At 68.2% G+C, this 18996-nt stretch carries 13 protein-coding genes; 6 read left to right on the top strand and 7 right to left on the bottom strand.

All coding sequences use genetic code 11. The features are described 5' to 3' along the window. Positions 1 to 127: 127 nt before the first annotated feature. Positions 128 to 5419 (bottom strand): type I polyketide synthase, encoded by a 5292-nt coding sequence (locus F5544_RS45240; RefSeq protein WP_167478796.1) that lies wholly within the window; start codon positions 5417 to 5419, stop codon positions 128 to 130. Positions 5420 to 5714: 295 nt separating this feature from the next. Here F5544_RS45240 and F5544_RS45235 point away from each other — a divergent pair, with 295 nt between their 5' ends. Then, the gene (locus tag F5544_RS45235) at positions 5715 to 6686 is read left to right on the top strand and encodes an MBL fold metallo-hydrolase (protein WP_238847008.1); all 972 of its coding nucleotides are present in this window, start codon (positions 5715 to 5717) and stop codon (positions 6684 to 6686) included. 235 nt (positions 6687 to 6921) lie between these two features. After that, the gene (locus tag F5544_RS45230; protein ID WP_203217480.1) at positions 6922 to 7794 is read left to right on the top strand and encodes an EamA family transporter; all 873 of its coding nucleotides are present in this window, start codon (positions 6922 to 6924) and stop codon (positions 7792 to 7794) included. A 1-nt stretch (position 7795) separates the two neighbouring features. Here the strand turns inward: F5544_RS45230 and F5544_RS45225 are convergent, their stop codons facing one another. Beyond that, the gene (locus F5544_RS45225; RefSeq protein ID WP_174867539.1) at positions 7796 to 8773 is read right to left on the bottom strand and encodes an NAD(P)H-dependent flavin oxidoreductase; all 978 of its coding nucleotides are present in this window, start codon (positions 8771 to 8773) and stop codon (positions 7796 to 7798) included. 331 nt (positions 8774 to 9104) lie between these two features. Here F5544_RS45225 and fadD5 point away from each other — a divergent pair, with 331 nt between their 5' ends. Beyond that, on the top strand, positions 9105 to 10676 hold the full coding sequence (gene fadD5 / locus F5544_RS45220; RefSeq protein ID WP_167478795.1) for a fatty-acid--CoA ligase FadD5: 1572 nt from the start codon (positions 9105 to 9107) through the stop codon (positions 10674 to 10676). Positions 10677 to 10706: 30 nt separating this feature from the next. Then, on the top strand, positions 10707 to 11312 hold the full coding sequence (locus F5544_RS45215) for a cysteine hydrolase (RefSeq protein ID WP_167478794.1): 606 nt from the start codon (positions 10707 to 10709) through the stop codon (positions 11310 to 11312). Between the two features lie 10 nt (positions 11313 to 11322). On the opposite strand, the gene F5544_RS45210 is transcribed toward F5544_RS45215, so the two are convergent. Continuing rightward, complete coding sequence (locus F5544_RS45210) at positions 11323 to 12747, bottom strand: PLP-dependent aminotransferase family protein (RefSeq protein ID WP_167478793.1); 1425 nt, start codon at positions 12745 to 12747, stop codon at positions 11323 to 11325. Positions 12748 to 12810: 63 nt separating this feature from the next. On the opposite strand from F5544_RS45210, the gene F5544_RS45205 reads away from it, so the two are divergent. Continuing rightward, positions 12811 to 13149, top strand: a complete 339-nt coding sequence (locus tag F5544_RS45205; protein WP_167478792.1) for a cupin domain-containing protein — start codon at positions 12811 to 12813, stop codon at positions 13147 to 13149. A 22-nt stretch (positions 13150 to 13171) separates the two neighbouring features. Here the strand turns inward: F5544_RS45205 and F5544_RS45200 are convergent, their stop codons facing one another. Then, complete coding sequence (locus F5544_RS45200; RefSeq protein WP_167478791.1) at positions 13172 to 13723, bottom strand: TetR/AcrR family transcriptional regulator; 552 nt, start codon at positions 13721 to 13723, stop codon at positions 13172 to 13174. 206 nt (positions 13724 to 13929) lie between these two features. Then, positions 13930 to 16302: a lysylphosphatidylglycerol synthase transmembrane domain-containing protein gene (locus tag F5544_RS45195; RefSeq protein WP_167478790.1), complete on the bottom strand. Its 2373-nt coding sequence runs from the start codon at positions 16300 to 16302 to the stop codon at positions 13930 to 13932. A 268-nt stretch (positions 16303 to 16570) separates the two neighbouring features. Between F5544_RS45195 and F5544_RS45190 the strand changes: the two genes are divergently transcribed. Then, positions 16571 to 17413 carry an SDR family NAD(P)-dependent oxidoreductase gene (locus tag F5544_RS45190; protein WP_238847007.1) on the top strand — a complete coding sequence of 281 codons (843 nt, stop codon included), beginning with the start codon at positions 16571 to 16573 and terminating at the stop codon, positions 17411 to 17413. 7 nt (positions 17414 to 17420) lie between these two features. On the opposite strand, the gene F5544_RS45185 is transcribed toward F5544_RS45190, so the two are convergent. Further along, complete coding sequence (locus tag F5544_RS45185; RefSeq protein ID WP_238847006.1) at positions 17421 to 18140, bottom strand: SDR family oxidoreductase; 720 nt, start codon at positions 18138 to 18140, stop codon at positions 17421 to 17423. After that, positions 18127 to 18912 carry a 2OG-Fe(II) oxygenase family protein gene (locus F5544_RS45180; protein ID WP_167478788.1) on the bottom strand — a complete coding sequence of 262 codons (786 nt, stop codon included), beginning with the start codon at positions 18910 to 18912 and terminating at the stop codon, positions 18127 to 18129. Before F5544_RS45180 ends, F5544_RS45185 begins: the two co-directional genes overlap by 14 nt. Positions 18913 to 18996 lie beyond the last annotated feature (84 nt).

Raw genomic sequence — 18996 nt, 5'->3', positions numbered from 1 at the left:
AGCGCTGTCGGCGAAGTCGTTCGTAGACCTGCGCATGGCCGAAGCGAATGTGGAAGTACGCCGAAGGGGCGCTGTCGGCGAAGCCGTCTTCAGCCCGCGCATGGCCGGAGCGAAGATGGAGGTACGCCTAGCCCGCGGCATTCGCGCCGCCGGATTCGATTGATAGCAGCGCCGGTTCGCTGTGTGCCGGTGCGCCGTCCGTGTCGTCGGCTAGGTCCGAATCCGGCTCGCCATCAAGGAGTTTCGAGAGGCGGCGGGTGAGCGGGGTTGTGTCGGTGGTTGGTTGGTAGTCCAGGGCGAGCAGGTATGGGCCCGGGTAGCGCAGCAGCTGGGTGAGCAGTTCGGTGCCGCGTTGGGGGTCGAAGGGGCGGGTGGCCGCGCGGTGGGGTTGGGGGGCGTCACCGGTCGGGTGCGGGGATTCCCATGCGCCCCAACCGATGCTGCGCACCGGGCGGTTCGGGTATGCGAGGGTGAGCGCATCCAATGCGGCGCTCGCGGACGCGTAGGCGGCCTGTCCGGGAGCGCCGATGGCGCCGGCCGCCGACGAGTGCAGCAGCGCGAAATCGATGGGATCGCGTGCGGTGAGCTCGATCAAATTGCGTGCGGCCGTGAGGATGGGCGTGCACACCCGGGTGAGTTGGTCGGCGGTGATGGCCTCGAAGGGCGCGCTCACCGGTGCGCCGACCGCGTGCACGACGCCGCGGACGGTGGAGCCGCATTCGCGAATATCGTTGAGCGCGTTGCACAGATCGTCGCGATCGGCGGCATCGCACCGGACGACGACGAGCCGGTCCTCCAAATCCTCCAGCGGTTCGGGCAGCGGACGCGGTGTGCGGGTCAGCACGACGACGTCGCGTGCGCCCGCGTCGAGCAGCCAGCGCACGGTGAGCGCGCCGAGCGCACCCAATCCGCCGGTGACCACGTAGGTTCCGTGCGGATCGATCGCGACGGGCCCGATGGACTGCGGTCGCGCCCTGGTGAAGCGGCGAATATGCGCGGTGCCCTCGGCCAGCCGCAACTCGTCGAAATGCCGTGCGGCCGAAACACTGTCGGCGATCGATCGCAGGCTGTCGTGATGACCGTCGGTCCACACCAGTTGAATCGGGCGGTCCGATTCCAGTTGCAGCGCGCGCACCAGCCCGGCGAGCGCACCGGGCACGGGCATCGCCCGTGTGCGCTGCGCCAACGCCTCCACCGGCAGCACGACCGTCAAAGATGCTGGGGCGTCGGTGGATTGCAGATATTGCAGCAGCTCCAGCACCCGGGTGAGCGCGGTGACGGTGCGGCGGTTCGCATCGTCGTCGCGCGCGTCGTCGGACCGCTGCGGCCACACGATCACGACCGCGATCCCGGAGGAAATGCCGCGCCCGGACAGTACCGATGCGACGGCCGCGCTCGCGGCATCCGGATCGCGCGCCACCCGCTCGGTCGGCACACGGCGCTCGAGTTCCCGGGCCAGCCGGATGGCGGCGTGCGATTCGCCGATGACGACGGCCCGCTCCGGCACCGCGGCCGGCCCGGTGCCGGATCCGCGCAGCGGAACCCAAACCTCTTGGTACAGGGGTACTTCCGACACCAAAGCCGGTGTGAGATACGGGTCGACTGCCCGATCTGTCCTGGCGAACCGCAGGTGCACACCGGTGAGCGCGACCGCGGGCGCACCGTGCTGATCGGTGCCGATGACATCGCCGATCACCCCATCGGGCGTGCGTTCCCGGACGAAGGCGTGCGCATCCAGCAGCACCCGGTCGGATTCGCCGGAGACCCAACCGGATTCGATGGCGATGGGCAGCGGCACCGCCTCGGCGGGCAGTTCATCGGACGCCGCGGCGGCGAGCAGCTGGAGGCAGCCGTCCAATGTCGCCGTGCGATGCAGCGGTGCGGCCTCGAAAATACCCAGGGCGCTGGCTGTTCCGCTCGCACCGTCGCGTTCGGCCGCGATGGCGCGCAGCGGGCGGAAGCGCGGCCCGTACGCCAGGCCGCGCATGCGCAGCGTGTCATAGAAAAGGCCTGGTGAAATCGGCCGCATGCGGTGATGCCGGGCCCGATTACCATCGACCGACCGCATCCATGCGACGATATCGGCGGGCGTTGGCCCACCGGCGGGCCGGGACGATGCCAGCGCTCCGCCGCCGGTGGCCTCCGCCCGCATACTTCCATCGCCGTTGCGGCGGTAGGTGACGGCGGGCAGTTCGGCCAGATCTATCCGCTCATGGATCACGAAATCGGTTACCGCCGTAGAGCTCACCCACCCGGGTGCCTCCTGCCATCCTTGGGTGCGGGTGAGCTCGAGCAGCCGGTGCAACCAGTACGCGGCCGGTACGGTCGGCATGCCGAGCACCATATGGTCGGCGAGATCCTCGGTGGGCGTGCGGGTTTCGGTCGGCTCCTGGGCCGAACCGGTGAGCAGCGGGAATTTGCGTTCGGTCCAATTGCGTAGTGGCGGTGCGCCGGTGAACGGTCCCTGCGCCGCCCATTCCACCGGCCGCCCATCGGCATGCAGCCGGGCCAGGCAGGTGAGATATGCGGCGGCCTCGTCCTCCCGGCCGCAGGCCGCGTATGCCGCGTCACGCAGTTCCGGGTATTCGCGTACCGCCCCGGTGAGCACCGGATGCGGCGAGATCTCGACGACGGTCGAGAAACCGTCCGCGGCAACGCATTCCAGGGCAGCGGCGAGTTCGACCGTGCCCGTGGCGCTTTCGGCCCAGTACGCGGCGTCCATGGTGGTGACCGAGCTGCCGTCGCGGGCGGTGGAATAGATGGTGGTGTGCGGGGTGCGCGGCGCCAATCCGGCCAGTGCGCCGAGCAATTCCGGGACCAGCGGCGCGACCTGCGGGCTGTGCGCCGCGAAAGCGACGGCGATGCGCTGCGCGAAGATATTGCGCCGCTCGGCCCGGCGCACGAGCGTATCGATGTAGCGCGGGGTGCCGGAGACCACCACCGAGCGCGGGCCGTTCACCGCGGCGATCCCGATCTCCGTTCGCATCGGCTCCACCAGCGTGGCGACCTCGTCCGGGGGCGCGTCCAGCAGTGCCATCGCGCCGCGCCCATCCAATTGGGACAGTATTCGGCTGCGCCACATCACGACTCGCGCCGCATCCGGCAGCGTCAACGCGCCGCCCACCACGGCGGCCGCCACCTCGCCGAGGCTGTGCCCGATCACCGCGCCCGGCCGGACACCCCATGCCGCCAGCAACGCCGCCATCGCGACCTGAAAGGCGAATATGGCGGGTTGCACGAGTTCGGTTGCCGCGCTGCCGGTTTCGCCGAGCGCCGCGCGCTCAAGAGTGAATCCGTTGCGCGGCGTCCAGATTCGCGGCCCGCCCGCCGCGGCGACGGCGTCCACTGCCTCGGTCAGCGCCCGCGCGAATACCGGATACCGGGCAGCCAGCGCCCGCCCCATCTTCGCGTGCTGCCCGCCCTGCCCGGAGAACAGGAACACCACCCCGCCCGTCCGGGTAACCGTCGTCGGGCCGACCACCCCGGCATCGGAGCCGCCCTGCGCCAACACCCGCAGCCGCTCGACCGCATCGGCCCTGTCCCTGGCGATCACCGCCGCACGCGCGGTCTCCGGAATCAGCCGCGCGACCGCCGCGACGGCAGCGCGCAGTTGGCCGGTATTGCGCAGGGATTCACCCTCGGCCCAGCCGGTCCCCGTAGCTCGATCGTCGGCCACACCCGCCGAGGCGCTCGCCTCACCGGAATGGGTCACGGTGCGATTCGGGTTATCGAAACCCTGGTCCCCAACCGCCGCAGCCGGATTCGACAGGAGGCTGGGCAGGGCTGTGCTTCGGCTCGCCGCTCGCGCTTCGTCGGTAGGCATCTGCTGCCGCGCACCGATCGATTCGACAGGGTCGGCCGCCGTTCGACGCGCGTCGACCAACTCGCCGCTGTCCCGGTCGGAAACCGGTGCGGCCGTGTTCGCATTCCGGTTCCGTACCGCGCGGTGGGCGGAATCGTGGCGCGCAGACACCGGCTCGTCCGGGCGCTTGCGGACGCGGGTTCCGGAGGCGACGTCGTCGTGTGTCCCGATATCGGACTCGGGCTGAGATGCGTTGCGGTCGACCGAGAAATAGTCGGCGAGGTGATCGGCCTGTGCGCGCAGCGCGGCGATATCGCGGCCGGTGACCGGGATCAGGTACGGCGGTTCGTCGCCGCGGGTGTACGGCGGGGCGGCGATGCCGCGCAGCACCGCATGGGCATTGGTGCCGCCGAGGCCGAATGAGCTGACACCGGCGAACCGTTCCGGCAGCGGGGTGCCGCTCCAGTCGACGGGTTCGGTTGGGACGCGGAGCCCGTGTTCGGCGAGTCGCAGCGCCGGATTCTCGCTGTGCAGGTTGATCGTCGGCACGATGGTCCCGTGCCGGATCGAGAGGGCGGCCTTGATCAGGCCGGTAATGCCCGCGGCCGCCTCGAGATGGCCGAGATTCGATTTCACCGAGCCGATCCATACCGGTGCGGTGTGCGGGCCGAGCGCCGCGGCGAGCGCGGCCACCTCGACCGTGTCACCCAATTGGGTTCCGATACCGTGGCATTCGATATAGCCCGCGGCACCGGGGTCGAGTCCGGCTCGGTCCCAGGCGGTTCGGATGACCTGCCGCTGCGCTGACCCGTTCGGCGCGGTCAACACCTCGGTTCTGCCGTCGGAACCCACCGCGGTACCGGCGATTTCGGCATAGATCCGGTCACCGTCGCGCAGCGCGTCGGCGGTGCGCCGCAGCACGACCACCGCGCAGCCCTCGGCCCTGGCGTATCCGTCGGCGTCCGCGTCGAACGGTTTGACCCGCCCGTCCGGCGCCAGGAAACCGCTCTCCGCAAGGTAATTCGCGGTATGCGGCAGCAGCGCGAGGTTGACGCCGCCGACGATCGCGAACGGCACGGCGGGATCGTCGAGCAGCCGCACCGCGAGGTCGATCGCCGCCAGCGCGGACGAACAGGCGCTGTCCACAACGAAACTCGGCCCGTGCAGATCCAGTACGTAGGAGACCCGGTTCGCGATGATGCTCAGCGCCGATCCGGTGATCGCGTACGGCGCGTCGTGCCCGCCGCCGCCGAGTAGCGCGCTACCGTGCTCGTAACCACCGGCCCCGAACACCACCGCCGCACCGGAACCCCTTGTCCGATAGCCGATTCCCGAATCGTCGAGCGCCTCGACCGAGACCGCCAGCGCGAGCCGCTGCTGCGGATCCATCGTCGCGGCCGCGCGCGCCGAGATGGCGAACCAGTCGCTGTCGAACCATTCGATATCGCGCAGGTATCCGCCGGGCCCTGCCCCGAGCCGGCCGGGGGGTGGGTCGGTGATGGCGTCCTGGCCCGTGCGCAGCAGCCGCCAGAATTCGTCGACTCCGCTCGCTCCCGGCAGCCTGCAACCGATTCCGATGATCGATACCGGGGGGCCGGACGCGCTGTGCGCGTTCATCGCGATCGGCGGTCGGCCGGATCGGCGTTGCCAGGGGGGTTGTATAGGACGGTGAACATCGCGCGTCCGATGGGCAGCGCGCTGCCACGGCTCGCGGTGCCGTAACGAGAAAAACCTTGTCCGCCCGGAAGTCCGGTCCGCATCGCGCCACCCTCCCTACCCGCTTCCGGGCAGTTGTTGCCGCCGTGCACGGTACTCCCGCGATTATGCCGGAGATCGGGGGCCGGACAACCCGGTCTTTCGCGGGTCCGCCCTGCCCTTCCGCTGCCCGTCGCCGATCGCCTACGGTGACTGCGTGCCCGACTCAGCCACCGGAAACGCCCGCGCACAGCGCACTCCGACCTTGTCAACGGTCTTGCGCTGCTGTGCCGCCGTCGCGGCGACACCGGCCCGCCTGGTCCGCCCCCGCCCCGCCGATACCGAACTGCTCGCCCGGTTGGTCGCGCATCCCGCACCCGCCGCCGCCAACACTGTCCGGTTGACGGTGCTGGCGCAGGCCACCATGTCCGCGCCCACCACGATCGTCGCGGAGGGCGCGCGCAGCCTGCGGGAAATCCGGATGACGATGTCCGCCTTCCTGATCGAACATCCGCGGGCGCGTTTCCTGGTGGATCCGGCGCTGTGCTCGGGTGTGCACCGGCGGGTGCTGCCGGAGCTGCCGTTCCCGATCCCGTTGCTGGTCGCGCCGGATAAGCCGGTGCTCGGCCTGTCCGATGCGCTGGCCGCGCGCGATATCCCGGCCGATTCCATCGATTTCGTAATACCGACCCACCTGCACTGGGATCATGTCTCCGGTTTGCTGGAGCTGCCGTCGTCGGTCTCGATCCGGCTGCCCGCGGTCGAATACGCATGGGCGATGGGCGGTCCGCACGCGCCGATCGGCGTCGCCCGCGGCCCGCTGCGCGCCCGCACCTTCGACACCTTCGAACTCGACGGGCCACCGGTGCTGACCTTCCCGCGCAGCATGGATCTGTTCGGCGACGGTTCGGTCGTGCTCGTCGATCTCGCGGGCCACACCCCCGGCAGCATCGGGGTGCTGCTCGCCGTCGACGACGGCAGTCGGGTGCTGCTAGCGGGCGACGCGGTGTGGAACAAGCTGCAGGTGGAGCTGATTCGGGAGAAGGCGCCGATGCCGGGCAACCTGTTCGATGCAGACCGGGATGCCACTTTCGAGACCATTCACCGCCTGCACGCCCTCCCCGACGGTATCGAGCTGATCGCTGGTCACGACTACGCGGCGGTCACCGCCCGCGCCGCCAAGAAGTGACCGAAAACCCACTCGTGCTACCGGCCCGCAACGGCTAGGGTCGAAAACATTGATCGCGTATAGGGTTCCGCGTGCGGGCCGCCGGTGCGAGCACCAATCGCACTCAGCCGCAACATAATCAGGTCCGCGCGGACTGGACCGAGCTACGCCGAGGCCGCGGCCGACATCTGACGGGATAAAAGCCTGGAGGACTCCATCAACCTGCCCGGAAACGGGCCGAGCGAGAGAGTCCGCCATGAACGCAGCGAACCTGTCGACGTCCGGAATTCCGGTCGAGGTCGTACTCGCCGCCCTGGTCGCGGCGCTACTGCATGCCGGCTGGAATGCCATCGCGCACTGGATTCCGGATAAGACGGCGTCGCTGACGCTGGTAACGCTGGGTTGCACGCTCTGCGCAATTCCGTTGGTATGTCTCGCGATTGGGCCGGATCCACGCAGCTGGCCGTATCTGGCGGCTTCGGCGGCATTGCATATCGCGTACAACTGCCTGCTGATGCTGTCCTACCGGTTCGGCGATCTCAGTCAGACCTACCCGCTGGCCCGCGGCACCTCGCCGCTGGTGGTCACCCTGCTCGCCGCACTGGTGCTGGGTGAGATTCCCAGCGCCGGGCAACTCGCCGGAGTCCTGCTGATCTCGATCGGCCTTGCCTGCCTGGTGTTCTGGGGTCATCGCATACATCCGAGCAGGCCGGCCGCCATCGGCGCCGCATTCGCGACGGGGCTGGTGATCGCCGCATACACGACGGTGGACGGTATCGGAGTTCGGCTGGCGCACAGCACACTTGGTTACATCGCCTGGTTGATGCTGCTGGGCCAGGCCGCCCTGCCGATCGCCGCATTCGCCGTGCGCGGCCGTGCCCTGGTGACCGCGGTGCGCCCGGTATGGCGAATCGGCCTGACCGGCGGCGTACTCAGCGTGCTCGCCTACGGCCTGATTCTGTGGGCGCAGACCCGCGGCGCCCTCGCCGATATCGCCGCCATGCGCGAATCCAGCATCATCGTCGGCGCCGTGTTGGGTGCTGTCCTGTTCAAGGAGGGTTTCGGAATGCCGCGGATCCTGGCTACCTGCGCCGTCACCGCGGGCATCGCCGTCATATATCTGGCCTGAGTCAGGCGAGGACCACCTTTTCGGCGAGCCGCGCGGTGATGAGCTCCTCCGCCTCGCCGACCATGCGGGTGATGAGTTCGGCGCAGGTCGGGATGTCGTGAATCAGCCCCTGGCACAGGCCCGCCGACCAGATGCCAGCGTCGAGGTCGCCGTCCTCGAAGACCCGGCGGCCGCGGGCGCCGGAGACGAGGTCCCGGACATCGTCGAAAGTGCCTCCGGCCTTTTCGATTTCGACAACCTTGCGGCTGATCGCGTTATCGGCGACGCGGGCCGTGTTGTGCATGGTGCGGAAGATCAGCTGAGTGTCGCGCTCGGAGTTGGCGACGATCTGCTCCTTCACCCGGTGCGCGATCGACGACTCCTGGGTGCACAGGAAGCGGGTGCCCATATTGACGCCGTCCGCGCCGAGCGCCAGCGCGGCGACCAGTCCCCTGGCGTCGGCGATACCGCCGGAGGCGATCATCGGAATATCCAAAACCCTTGCGGCGGCGGGGATCAGCACCAAACCGGGAATATCGTCCTCACCGGGGTGGCCCGCGCATTCGAAGCCATCGATGCTCACGCCGTCGACGCCGATCCGCTGCGCCTTCAGCGCGTGCCGGACGCTGGTGCACTTGTGCAGCACCTTGATTCCGGCATCGCGGTAGTACGGCAGGAACGGTTCCGGATTGCTGCCCGCGGTCTCGACGATCGGCACGCCGCTCTCGATGATCGCCCGCACGTACTCCTGGTACGGCGGCGGGTTGATCGACGGCAGGATGGTGACGTTCACGCCGAACGGCTTGTCGGTGAGCTCCCGGGTGCGCGCGATCTCCCGGCGCAGGTCGTCGGGGGTCGGCTGGGTGAGCGCGGTGATGAAGCCGAGGCCGCCCGCATTGGCGACGGCCGCGACCAGTTCGGCTCGCCCGACCCACATCATGCCGCCTTGGACGATCGGGTGTTCCACCCCGAAGGTCTCGGTGAACCTGGTCCGCAGCATGGCGCTCTCCTGTCGTTTCGCGGCGTCGGCCGATCCCCGCATACCGGGCGGCGCGCCCGGACCTTCCCCGATCGTGCGGTGCGATACTGCTTGCTGTCAACTCATAAGTGAGTCGCCATTCGCATCTGAAGTGGCGATGCGATGCCGCTCGTACTATGTGTCCGGCGGTAAAGTGGCAGCTAGAAGTGGTTGTTCCACAGCGGTGGCCAGCGGCGAACGATTAACGCTCGTTTCCCTTGATGTGTAAATAAGTTACTTGCTAATCTGCTCGCAGTTCAGCCCGTCGGCGCAGCAGCACCCACCCGGCCGACGGCCCGAGAGGAGTCAGTGGATGACCACTCCCACCCAGGCGTTCGACGAGCCGATCCGGTCGCGGCGCAACCACTGGAACAACCAGATCGCCACCCATGCGGCCATGCGCCCGGACGCGGTGGCGGTGCGGTTTCGCGGCGTCGACACCACCTGGCGGCAGCTGCACGAGCGTTCACTGCGATTCGCCGACGCGCTCGCCCGGCGCGGCGTCGGCTTCGGCGATCGGGTGCTGATCCTCGCGCTGAACTATCCGGAATATCTGGAGGCCGTCTTCGGCGTCAACGCGCTCGGCGCGATCGCGGTCCCGGTGAATTTCCGGCTCACCCCGCCCGAGGTCGCCTACATCGTCGGCGACAGCGGCGCCAAGGCGATCGTCACCGATACGCTGCTGCAACCGCTGGCGACGGCGATGACGGCCCAGTTCGCCGAGCTGAAAACCTGTTTCGTCATCGGCGGCCGAACGGGCGACGGTGTGGTCGGCTTCGAAGACGCGCTTGCCGAGCCGGGCGAACCCCATGTGCCCCTTGATATCCCGGAAGATACTCCCGCGCTGATCATGTATACGTCGGGCACCACCGGCAGCCCGAAGGGTGCGGTGCTCTCCTACGCCAATATGAATTCCCAAGCGCTGACCTGTATCCGGGCGATGCAGCTGGATCAGGAGACCATCGGCTTCTGCTCGTCGCCGCTGTTCCACATCGCCGGGCTCGGCAGCTTGGCGCCGGCGTTCCTGTTGGGCGCCAAGACCGTTCTGCATCCGCTCGGCGCCTTCGACGCGGGCGAATATCTCGACGCGGTGGAGGCGGAGGGCGCGACCTCCGCATTCTGCGTCCCGGCGCAATGGCAGCTCATCTGTGACCATCCGACCGTCAAACAGCGCAAACTCGCACTGCGCGTGCTCGGTTGGGGCGCGGCGCCCGCATCGGAGACGGTGCTGCGGGCGATGGCGGACTGCTTCCCGGACGCGGTGAGCGTCGCGGTATTCGGCCAGACCGAGATGTCGCCGATCACCTGTGTGCTGGAGGGCCGGGACGCGCTGCGCAAACTGGGCTCGGTCGGCAAACCGATCCCGACCATCCAGGCCCGCATCGTCGACGACGAGATGAACGATGTCGCGCCCGGCGAGGTCGGCGAAATCGTCTACCGCGGACCGACTCTCATGCAGGGCTACTGGAACAAGCCGGAGGCGACGGCCGAGGCGTTCGCCGGCGGCTGGTTCCACTCCGGCGATCTGGTGCGCCAGGACCCGGAGGGCTTCATCTGGGTGGTGGACCGCAAGAAGGACATGATCATCTCCGGCGGTGAGAACATCTACTGCGCCGAGGTGGAGAACGCGCTGTTCGCGCATCCGAAGATCCGGGAGGCGGCGGTGGTCGGCCGGGCGCACGAGAAGTGGGGCGAGGTGCCGGTCGCCGTTGTCGCACTGAATGATTCGAGCGATGAGCTGACACTGGCCGAACTGGAGCCGTTCCTCAACGAGAATCTGGCCCGCTACAAGCATCCGAAGGCTTTGGTGCTGGTGCCGGAGCTGCCGCGCAACGCAAGCGGCAAGGTGGTGAAATCCCAACTGCGGGAAGTCGGCTCGGCTTGACAACGACGCGCGGCTGCTATCTTCGGGCGCATGGCAGTCCCACGAATTCGCGCGGCGGTGCTCGCGTTGCACTGGCAGGTGAATGTGATCAAGCCGGAGGGGTTCTTCGGGCCGATCTTCGCTGCGCCGGTGGCGAAGAGCGGGGTGGTCCCGCGCGCGGTCGCGTTCCATCGGGCCGCTCTGGATCGTTCGGTACCGGTGCTGTTCACCAGGTTCACCATTCCGGTCGGCGAGGGCGAACTGGTGCGCAATACCGGATTCATGCGGTCGGTGGGTGCGGCGCAGACCGAGCTGCGCCCGGAGTCTCCTGGCAGCCAGTTGATTCCGGAAATGATCGACCAGGCGACCGAGGTGTTCGACAACCAGAAGCTCTCCGGGCTGGCCGGTAACCGAGCCGCGGCCTGGCTCACCGAGCGCGGTATCGACACCCTGTTCGTCACCGGCGTCGCCACCAATATCACCGTCGAGCAAACAGCCAGGCACGCAACGGATCTCGGGTTCACCGTATATCCGGTGTCGGATTGCGTCGCCGCGATGACCGAAGATATGCACACCGCGTCGCTGGCCAGCCTGGAGTTGGTCACGAACGGTTGCCGCACCGCCGCCGAGGCGCTCGAACTGCTCGACGCACGCTGATCGCACGCGCTCAGATGGCCAACGGCGAAGGCACTTTCGGCGCGTGCGCCGGTGGCCGGTAGTCGCGCCACGCGTCGGCGAGCCGCTCGGCCGCCCGGCTCAGCACCTCCGGCGGGTGCATGAAATGCAGGCGGATGTGGTCGGTGTACTCGTCACCGGGGTCCAGCCCGCTGCCCGGTAGCACCGAAACGCCGTGGCGCAGCGCGATTTGGGTGAACGAGGTGCCGTCGCCGCGCGGCAGGCACACCCACAGTGTCTGCCCGCCGGTGACCGGCGGCACCGGCCATTCGGGCAGCAGCCTGCCCAGTTCCGCGCGCAAGTGGTCGTGGCGCTGCTGTCGCTCGACGGCCGTGCGCCGCAACACCTTTCCCATCAGCGGCAGCAATTCGGCCGCGGCCAGCTGGGCGGGCAGATTGCCGCCGAGGTCGTGTACCGCGCGCAGCCGGGCCATCCGGCCGACAACGGCCGCATCCGCCCTGATCCAGCCGATGCGAAGGCCGCCCCAGATGGTTTTACTCAGCGAACCAGTGGTTATGCCGTTGTCCATATACGCGGCCAACGGCAGCGGCGTTTCGACGCCGGGGAAGCCGAGTTCGGCCAGCACCTCGTCGTCGATAACCGGAATATCCTGCGCGACAGCCATTTCCGCGAGCCGGGCGCGTTCCAGCGCGGTCAGCACCGCGCCGGTCGGATTGTGGAAGGTCGGGATGACGTACGCCAGCGCCGGACGGTGCTCGCGCACCGCCGTCGCGAAGCCCGCCAACCCGGGCGGCAGGCCGCGCAGCACCGTCGCCGCCTCCCGGAACACCTCCAGCGCGCCGGGGTGGGTCGGCGCCTCGACGAGCACCCGGTCCCCGGGCCGGGAAAACGCCCGGGCCAGCAGCGAAAGCGCTTGCTGCCCACCGGTTGTCACCAGGATCTGGGCCGGTTCGGTCGGCACGCCGCGCTCGGCGAAACGACTGGCGATGGCACGGCGCAGCGCCGAATGACCGGCCGGGTGATAGCCCATGTCATCGGTGGTCCGGGCGAGCGCGGGCAGTATCGCGGTGTACGCCTCGATCAGTTCCGGCGGCGGCGTATCGGGCGCCGCACAGGCCAGCGAGACGACACCGGCCCGCGGCTCCAACAGATCGAGGAACATCGGTTCGGCGGTGGTGTCGGGACCGCTCGCGGTGGCCGGTCCCGCGACCCGGGTGCCGCTGCCCTGCCGCCGGACGATCCGGCCCTCGCCGTGCAGCAGGTCGTACGCGGCCACCACGGTGCTGCGCCCCACCGCGAGTGCACTCGCGAATACCCGATCCGGCGGCAGCCGGGTGCCCGGCGGCAGTTCGCCGTCGTCGATGAGCTGGCGCAGCCGCGCGGCGAGCAGCACATAGAGCGGTCCGCGGCCTGCCGACCAGCGGCCGAGTCGTTCGGTCACCTTGATTGGATCCATGAGCAAACCAATTCTGCCGAATTGGCGCTGGATCGGCACGCGGAGCCGCCGGACGATGGCGCTATGACGACAGCACGAAGCACCGAACCGGTTTCGATACCCGAGGTCATCGCGGGCCTGCCGGGGCCCTTCCAGCAGCGGGAGCTGGCGGTGGTCAACGATTCGGTGGTCCGCGTCGCCCAACTGCACGGCGAGTTCCCGTGGCACCATCACGACGAGGACGAGATGTTCCTGTGCTGGGATGGTTCGTTCCGGATCGAACTCGAGGGGCGCGAGCCGGTAATCCTGCGGGCCGGCGAAATCTTCGTGGTGCCCAAGGGTGTTCGGCACCGCCCGGTGGCCGATGATCCGGCGCACGTCCTCCTGGTCGAGCGGCCCGACACCCTGCAGTACGGAAACTGATTCCCGCGCGGCGTCTTTCGGCTCAGGCGACCTCGGCGATGAGCCCCGGCCCCACCAACTGGACGAAGCGCTCGTATGCCTGGTCCGCGGTGATCGGCGGATCGGCTTCGGCGATCGCGCCGAGCAGACCGACCACACCCCATGCCAAAAATGTGATGGTGCTTGCCAATTCGGCCTCATCCAGGCCGAGCCGACCGGTGAGCTGTTCGGTGAGGATCTCCGCCACCATGCGCTGGGTCGCGCGCAGCAGTACGCCACTGCTCTTGCGGCCCAACAGCGCCCGGTATACCTCGGGATGTTCGGCGGCCAGCCGGAACAGCGTCGCGATCGGCGCGAGCGGTTCCGCGCTCGCCCGCTCCGACCTGGCCGCCGCCACCGCGGCGCGCAGATATTCGGTGCTGCTCACCAGCAGCAGATCATCCTTGTCCCGGAAGTGCGCGTAGAACGTCGATCGTCCGACATCGGCGCGAGCGAGTATGTCGCGCACGGTGATTCGGTCGTAGCCGCGTTCCAGCATCAGCTCTATCAAGGCGCGATGCAGCACGCTTCTGGTCCGGTGGACACGGCGGTCCATGGTCCTCCCCACTTTCGAACAACTTCGCCGATCCGTCCCGAGCGGAACAGATTGCGCCGCATGCCCTATGGCGCACTCGACGCGTCCCTCCGATCATGAACAGCTGACCGGAAATGAACAACATTCTGCTCGAGTACATTTGCTCGAGTCGGGAGTCGGTGTCGTTCTTAACCGTCCCTTGAGCTAACGGACGTTACTATCCACCGTCAGATCATGTCGCGCGCGGTGAGCCAGCGCATGATCCACCAGCCGCCGAATACCGGCAGCCAGCAGGTGAGCACGCGGTAGAGCAGTACCGACGGCACCGCGATCTCCGCGGGAAGACCGAAGGCCGCCAGACCACCGATCAGCGCGGCCTCGACGGCGCCGACACCGCCCGGCGTCGGCGCCGCGGACGCCAGCGTGCCGCCGATCATCGTGACGATGGTGACGGTGATGAAGGTGGTGCCGCCGCCGAACGCCTGGACGCTGCCCCACAGCGCGAGCGCCTGGCCTAGCGTCAGCGCCGCACAGCCGAGAATGATCACCGAGGAACGTTTCGGATCCCTGGCCAGCTCGCCGAGTTCGCTGAGGACCTGACGTAACTGTGGCCGGAACGAATCATTCAGCCAGCCACGCAGTTTCGGTACGAACATGAACGCGCCGACGATGCCGACCCCGACACCGCCGAGCAGATAGAGCACCGTCGGGTCGGGCACGATATGCGAAAGATCGGCCGAGGTACCGGCGAGCACGCTGAATACGAGCAGCAGGCCGATGTGGGTGATCACCTGCACCGCCTGCTGGAGGGCGACCGCCGCCGTCGCCCGGACCGCGCCGAGCCCGCCCTTCTGCAGGAACCGCACGCTCAACGCCAGACCGCCGATACCGGCGGGCGTCGTGGTGGCCGCATAGGTGTTTGCCACCTGCATGATCACCAGGTTGGTGAATTTCACCAGCCCGGAGGCGCAGGCCCACAGCGCCGCCGCGGTGCCGAGATAGGTGAGCGCCGACGCACCGAGCCCGAACAGCGCCCACCACCAGTTCGCGGTGAGCAGCTGGGTGAAGAAGGTGGGCACCTGGCTGATGAACGGGTATGCGACATAGACCAATCCGATCAGCAGCACCAGCTGGATGAGCTGGTTGCGGCTGAACCGGGTGACCCGGTCGGCCTCGATGCGGTCGCGGCCGGTCTGTTTGCCGACCTCGTCGCGGGCCGCCGAAACCGCGGCGGACCAATCGGGTATCGCCTTGCGCAGGCCGGATGGCATGGCGGACTTGATGAGTCGTCCAGAGGCGGCCAGCACCGCCTGCTGCCCAAGGGAATCCATCGCGGCGCGCACCGCGGTCTCCGCGCCGAACAGCGCCGTTGTCGCGACCATCAACTGGGCGGCGTCGGCGTGGATCTGAGCGTCGGACGCGCCGTATTCGGCGGCATTGAATCCGCCGAAAAGGGTGGTGCCGTTGTCGATCCGGATCTCGTGCGGGTTCAGATCGCCGTGCGCGATCTGTTCGGCGTGCAGCGTCGCCAGCGACTTCCACACCGAAGGCAATACGTCGCTTGGCAATTCGTTGATCGGGGTGCCTTTGGGCACGGTGTGCGCGTACACCATCCAGCCGCGTTCCAGCGCGGCCACCGCGACCGGTGCATGCGCCGCCAGCCCGATATCGTCGATGGCCAGCGCCATCAGCGCGCGATGTTCCACGGCGCGGTGCATCGACGCGTGCAGCGCGGCTACCTCGCCGCTGCGAAAGGTCAACCAGCGCCACAATATTCGCAGCGCGCCGTGGCTGCGCTGATTGCGGCCGTACATATCGACCACCAGCATGCGCTCCGGCCCGTCGACGGTCGCGTTGAGCACGAGCGGCCCTGGACCGCCGGGCCGGATCACCCGGATCGCGGTGACGGTATGGCCGCGCCGGGCCAGTACCCGGACGGCGGCCTCCAGCGGTACCTCCAGCGCCGGCGTGCCGACCAGCAGCACGATCACCGCGCCGACCAGCCAGCCGATCGCGAGCCCGAACATCGCCCTGGCGGGCACGACGAGGCTGACCACCAGGTGGATGGGTGCGAAGGCGAGCAGCAGGAACCACAGCCAGCGGCGCGGCCGGGTCGGCAGCCACGGACTCGACACGGTGAGCATCGCCGCGATCATGGCGATCCAGCGCGGATCGTCGAGGAACTGGGACAGGAAGGTGTCCAGCCGATCCGGCACCTGCAGATGCCATTTCGGCGCGGACAGCCCGGTGCCGGTGATGGAGAGCAGCAGCCCGGCCATCGCGCCTGCCGCGGCGTATCCGGCGAGCAGTTTCCACTGCCTGCCGATGATCAGCTCCAGCAGGATCGCGAACGGCAGCGCCAGGATCGCCATGCCGTAGACCAGGTAGATCAGATTGGACTGATCCGGGTTGAGGAAGCCGACGATATTGGAGACGGACCGTTCCAGCGCGAGCCATTCCGGGCGGGTGATCAGCGAACCTGCGACGACCACCGCGAGCCACAGCGCGGCGAGCACGACCCGGATGATGTCACTTGTCCGCCGGGTCAGCGGCTGTAGCAGGCTGCCCGTGACCGGGATGTCCCGCCCGTCGACTCGCATGTCGTTTCGGCACTTTCGATCGAGTTTGAAGCTGCGTCGGCCCTCGCCACCTCACACCTGCCTCGGCCAGGACGTGCGGCCGAATGCTCCTGTGAGTATGTAGGAGGGCCAGCCGCACCATACACACCAACACGCGGGACTCGACCGGTCGGCAGGTCAGCGATCGGAGCGCCGACGAGATCGCCGCACACCGCGCCGAAACTCTTGCCGTTACCGGCGGTAGCGACAACTATCGGAGGCAATTGACGATCGTGCGTGGGAGGTAGCGATGGCGGAAACCGATCTGGCCGGGAAGACGGTGGTGATAACGGGCGCGAGCCTGGGCATCGGCGCGCAGGCCGCGAAGAAGTTGGCGGCCCGCGGCGCGACCGTCGCGGTGGTCGGGCGTTCGCCGGAGCGCACGGCCGAGGTGGCGCGTCAGGTGGGTGGCGAGGCGTTCCTCGCCGATTTCGCCAAGCTCGGCGAGGTGCGCAAACTCGCCGACCAATTGCGAGATCGGTATCCGCGCATCGACATACTGGCCAATAACGCGGGCGGTGCGCTACCCCGGCGCGCGGTCACCGAGGACGGTAATGAGCTGACCTTCCAGATCAACCACCTGGCGCCGTTCCTGCTCACCAACCTGCTGCTCGACGAGTTGCGCCGGGCGAAGGCCAGGGTGATCAACACCGCGAGCCTGACCTATCGCTTCGCGAGGCTCGACCTGACCACGGTGAACGCGCCGACCGGCGCCTTCAGCCAGTTCGGCGCCTATGCCACAACCAAATTGGCGAACATCCTGTTCACCAGGGAGCTGGCCCGGCGGACCGCCGGCAGCGGATTGGTCACCGCCGCATTCCATCCCGGCTCGGTCGCCACCCACGTCTACGATCATGCCCCGCTCGGCCTCGGCAGGCTCATCCGTTCGCCGCTGTCCCGGCCGTTCTTCATCCAGCCGGACAAGGGCGCGGACCCGCTGGTACACCTGGCCACCACGTCCGATGACATCAACGGCAAGTATTACAACCGATTCAAGCTGGAGGAGCCGCCGCGCACCAGGCAGGCGGCGGATCCGGAACTGGCCGAACAGCTTTGGGAGTTCTCCGCGCGCGCGACCGGTCTCGCCGAATAGCTACGCGCTAGGCCCCGACGCTGTATACCTCACCCGTCATCGTGCCCTCGTCGAGTTCGGTGATCGCCTGCGCCACCCGCTCGGTGGGCACGAGAGCGGGAAAACTGTTGGGCGCCAGTGCGTTCACCCGCACCCCGAATTCGGCGAATTCGGCGGCGAGCGCGCGGGTGAGCTGGTTCAGCGCGGCCTTGGACGTGCCGTACACGGTCTGCCCGCGATAGACGTTCGACCCCGAAATGCTGGAGATATTCACGACATTCCGGTTGTTCGCCCGGTTCTCGCCGTTGTCGTGCATCCAGGACCGCTGCGCCAGCCGCGTCGCGAAGCGCAGCGGCACACCGACATTCACCGCCATATGGGTGTAGAACTCGTCGAGCGCGGTCTCGCCGTCCACCACGCCGCGCGGTTGCAGCGATACGTAGGCGGCATTGTTGACCAACAGGTCCACCCGGCCGAATTTGGCCAGCGTCAGATCGACGACCCGTTCTACCTCACCCGGCTCCAGCAGTTCGGCCCGCAGCACGTGGATGCGCGAATCGTTCTCCGGCACCGGCGTTTCCGGATCCAGCGGATCGACATACCACTCGTCCTGCGACGGCGCGGCCGGGGTGCGGCCGCGGCAGACCGCCACGATGTCGTACTGCTGGTAGTAGGCGCGACAGAACGCGTCGCCGAGTAGTCCGCCCGCGCCGGTCAGCAGGCAGACTCGGCGTTCACCAGTACTCAATGCGATCCTCTCCCCAACGCTGCACCACATCGTCCTTCGGCCGGTGCAGCCACATCACCACGCTGTTGCGCTGATGGCGGTTGTTGCCCGCGTAGGTATGCCACGACCGCGGCGTGCATTCGAACATCACCAGCGAATTGTCCAGCGGCGGAACCAAAGTCGGCGTTGTTGTGCCATCGCCGATATGTTCGTACAGCGCGGTCTCCCCGCCGTCGCCCGGCTGCCAGTCCGGATTGGCCAGATAGAACAGCACCGCGACCGCGCGCACCGTCTCCCTGGCGGTGACGCCCGGCGCCCGCGTGCCGTTCTTGATCGCCACCGAGCTGTCGGCCAGTTTGACCTCGTTCGGCCCCGGCGGGTCGCCGGGGAACCAGGCCGGGTTCAGGTCGTTGTGCGGCCAGCCGTACGGGCTGCCCGGCGGATGATGGTGCAGCGAACCGTCCATATCACCGGTGACCGAAATCCCAGCCACCTTGGCGATCAGGTCGTGCCACTCCCGCGAGATGAACAGCGCGAGCGGGCCGTTGCGCAGCGCGCCCAGCGATATGCCGGTAGCGCTGTAGTTCTCGCCGACCTTGCCGAAATCGTCCGGCCGTTCGCGCTGCACCCGGAAGAATTCATCGGCCAGCCGCTGATAGAACTCCGGCACGAATACGTCCCTCGCATATACGTGCGGGAACGGCTTGTTCCGCCGCACCCAGCGCCGATGCGCGAACAAATCCGCAAACCACTGCGGTACCGGGGGTGCGGGTAGCACCGATTCCACCGTCACCGTGTCTCCCTCCCGAAAGAGCTCCCCGCGATCCTAATATGCGCTGCCGGGCGAAGCCCGCCCACGGACCGTGCACGGCCGGAG

Source organism: Nocardia arthritidis, assembly GCF_011801145.1.
Classification (GTDB): Bacteria; Actinomycetota; Actinomycetes; order Mycobacteriales; family Mycobacteriaceae; genus Nocardia; species Nocardia arthritidis_A.
This window is presented reverse-complemented; position numbering and strand designations above follow the sequence as displayed.